The sequence below is a fragment of the Protofrankia sp. Cr1 genome, from assembly GCF_963555865.1.
GTDB lineage: Bacteria > Actinomycetota > Actinomycetes > Frankiales > Frankiaceae > Protofrankia.
On the sequence record NZ_CAUVXO010000050.1, the window covers coordinates 1 to 3,254 of the forward strand.

Here is a 3,254-nt window from a genome sequence, read left to right on the forward strand (position 1 = left end):
CCTCTGGGCCGTCTGCTCCTATTACTGGCTGCCGCCCGGTGCGTCCATTCCCATCCGGCACATTGTCGGCATCGTCGCAGCCATCGGGCGTTGGGCACCTGTTCCCGAAGGTGTCACCATCGCCACGTTCACCCTCTGTGCTGCTTTTCGGGTGTCTCACGCTGGCGGAGGCCGTCCGCGAGGTCCGCGGGGATCGCGCCGGCGGACGTCGCGGACGGGCGCCCCGTGATCAGAAAGTCGCGCTCAGGACGTTGTGGCCACCGAGACACGCGAGTGGTCGCCGAGCATGAGGCGGTGTGCCCGCGGGCGGGCGTCCGACGGAACGACCTCGACGTCCCGGCCGATCAGCGAGTCCTCGATGCGTCCGATGTCGCGAATCGTCGCCCGCTCCAGCACGATCGAGTACTCGATCTCGGTGTTCTCGATCGTGCACGAATAGTAGATCGAGGTGAAGGGGCCGACGTAGGAGTCGACAAGCGTCGTGCCGCGACCGATGATCGCAGGCCCGCGCACCGAGGACCGCACCAGTGACGCGCCTTCCTCGATCACGACCCGGCCCACGATCGTGCTGTGCTCGTCGACCGCGCCGCGCACGTCGGGCTCAAGGGACTCCAGCAGGTGGCGGTTGGTCTCCAACATGTCGTCGAGCCGCCCGGTGTCCTTCCAGTACCCCTCGACCAGGTGCGGCGCGACCTCGTGGCCACGGTCCACCAGCCATTGAATCGCCTCGGTGATCTCCAGCTCGCCCCGACCAGACGGCTTGATCGCCCGCACCGCCTCATGGACGGCCACCCCGAAGAGGTAGACACCGACAAGCGCAAGATCGCTCGGCGGCTCCTCGGGCTTCTCGACCAGGCGGACGACGTGGCCCTGCGGGCCGAGCTCCGCCACACCGAACGCGGACGGATTGGAGACCTTGGTCAGCAGAATCAGCGCGTCCGGCCGACTACGCTTGAATTCCTCCACGAACCCGGAGATACCACCGATGATCAGGTTGTCGCCGAGATACATCACGAACGGCTCGTCCGCGAGGAAATCACGTGCGACGAGGACGGCGTGCGCAAGACCCAGCGGCGCCTCCTGACGAATGTAGGTGACCTTGATACCCAGCGCGGAACCGTCGCCGACCGCGGCCTCGATCTCCGCCGCGGTATCGCCTACGATGATCCCGACTTCGGTGATACCCGCTTCGGCGATCGCTTCCAGCCCGTAGAAGAGCACCGGCTTGTTCGCCACGGGAACGAGCTGCTTGGCTGACGTATGGGTGATTGGGCGCAACCGCGTTCCGGAGCCACCCGCGAGAACAAGAGCTTTCATGATCCGAACCCTATCGTGGGCCCCACCCCTGCCTGAAAGGCAGCCGAACACGCGAACGGGGACATGATCAGATTGTTTTCGACTGTCTCCGGCCACCCAGGCATACGGCTCGCCATATGGCGGAGCGCAGCTCCGCGCATGCGCTGCGCCTCGGGCGGGTACCTTCAGCAACCAGGACCACAGACGGCCACCGCATTACCGACGTCGGTCATGATATCGGCGGTGCCGGGTGGGCCGCGACCGCTCGGCAGCACCGACCAGCAGGTGGACGACGTTCATGACCGCGAACCGGCGCCAGATCGCGGCGGGGGTGGGAGGTGCGGACGCGGTGACCGTTTCGCCGGACACTCACGTGGACCCACCGGCCGATCCGCCTCAGGAACCGTCCGACGACCTCCATGCGGACGACCTCCATGCGGACGACCCCCGGGCGGACGACGCCCCAGCCCAGCGCTCCCTGTTCCAGAAACTGGCCCTCGCGCTCGCAGCCGTCGTGTCAATGGCAGTTCTCGCGGTGAGCGGCGGTGGTTACGTCGTCTACCGCTACTTCGACGCCCAGATCACCAGAGTGCCGCTCGGTCTCGACGAGGCCGAGCGGCCGGCGGAGGCCCCGCCGGGGACCGAGAACTTCCTGCTGGTCGGATCCGACAGCCGGGAAGGCACCGGTAACCAGTACCAGAGCGACGAAGTCGTCTCCGGACAGCGCTCCGATACGACCATGATTGCTCACCTCGACGCCAACGGAACAACCACATTGGTGTCGTTTCCCCGGGACACCCTCGTCACGATTCCCGGACACGGCCGCAACAAACTGAACGCGGCGATCACGATCGGCGGCCCGTCGCTGTTGATCAGGACGCTCGAGAACCTCACCAATATCAAAATCGACCACTTCGTGTCGATCGACCTCGCCGGCTTCAAGGCCATGACCGACGCCATCGGCGGGGTCACCATCTGTGTGCGACCGCTGCCGGGCGGCAGCACCTCGAACCTGCACGACGAGTGGTCCCAGTGGCACGGCGTCGTGGGTGAGAACCATCTCAACGGTGAGCAGGCACTGGCCTTCGTCCGACAACGCTACGGCCTGCCCGACGGGGATTTCGACCGGATCCGGCGCCAGCAGCAGTTCATCAGCACGGTCTTCCAGAAGGCGACAAGCAACGGAGTGCTCGCCAATCCGGCGAAACTCGAGGGTCTGCTCGCGTCCGCGACGGGAGCGCTGACCGTGGACGACGGCACGACCGTGGACGACCTACGCAACCTCGCGAACCGGCTACGCGGGATGTCCACCGACGCGATCAGTTTCGAGACGATCCCCGTCCGAGAACCGACCAAGGCCGACGGCGCGAATTCCGCTGGGGAACTCCGGCGCTTCGGCTCGGTCCAGCTCTACGATCCGGGCCAGCTCGACACGTTCCTGGCGCCGTTGCGCGGGCACGGCACCGCAGCACCGAACCCGACGGGCACGCCGGGCACACAGCCCGAAGCGCCGACGGTCCCACCGTCGGCGGTCACCGTGGACGTCCTCAACGGAACCACGACCAGCGGGCTCGCGAGCAGCGCCGCCAGGGATCTCGCGGCGGCCGGATTCCGGATCGCCCGGGTCGCAAGCGCCGAGCCCAGGCGCACGGAGACCACGCTCGTGCGCTACGGCCCGGACGGGCTCGCGGCTGCGCGGACGCTGGCCGCCGCGATTCCCGGGGTGGAGCTGCGCGAGGACCGGTCAGCGGGCACGCACGTCACCCTGGTGGTCGGTAGCGACTTCAACGGGATCGCGACCCAGGCAATGGCATCCGCCCCGGCTGCGGGGGGTGACCCGCCAAAGAGCGCAACGGGGTCCGCGAACAGCTCGCCGACGCCGAGTCCGGCCCCCACGACGCCGGCGGTGACCGCTACGGAACTGACCGCCAGCTGCACCTTCTAGTTTCGCCTCTGAG

General features: G+C 67.4%; 2 protein-coding genes. One reads left to right on the forward strand and one right to left on the reverse strand.

All coding sequences use genetic code 11. The features are described 5' to 3' along the window. Nucleotides 1-243: 243 nt before the first annotated feature. The gene (locus U9980_RS07105) at nucleotides 244-1,317 is read right to left on the reverse strand and encodes a glucose-1-phosphate thymidylyltransferase (RefSeq protein ID WP_322747597.1); all 1,074 of its coding nucleotides are present in this window, start codon (nucleotides 1,315-1,317) and stop codon (nucleotides 244-246) included. A gap of 277 nt (nucleotides 1,318-1,594) precedes the next feature. Between U9980_RS07105 and U9980_RS07110 the strand changes: the two genes are divergently transcribed. Next, the gene (locus U9980_RS07110) at nucleotides 1,595-3,241 is read left to right on the forward strand and encodes an LCP family protein (protein ID WP_322767203.1); all 1,647 of its coding nucleotides are present in this window, start codon (nucleotides 1,595-1,597) and stop codon (nucleotides 3,239-3,241) included. The last annotated feature ends 13 nt before the right edge of the window (nucleotides 3,242-3,254 follow it).

What these genes read in the sequence shown, in the direction of transcription:
- U9980_RS07105 (WP_322747597.1), bottom strand. Translation starts at nt 1,317, where the DNA reads ATGAAAGCTCTTGTTCTCGCGGGTGGCTCCGGAACGCGGTTGCGCCCA.
- U9980_RS07110 (WP_322767203.1), top strand. Translation starts at nt 1,595, where the DNA reads ATGACCGCGAACCGGCGCCAGATCGCGGCGGGGGTGGGAGGTGCGGAC.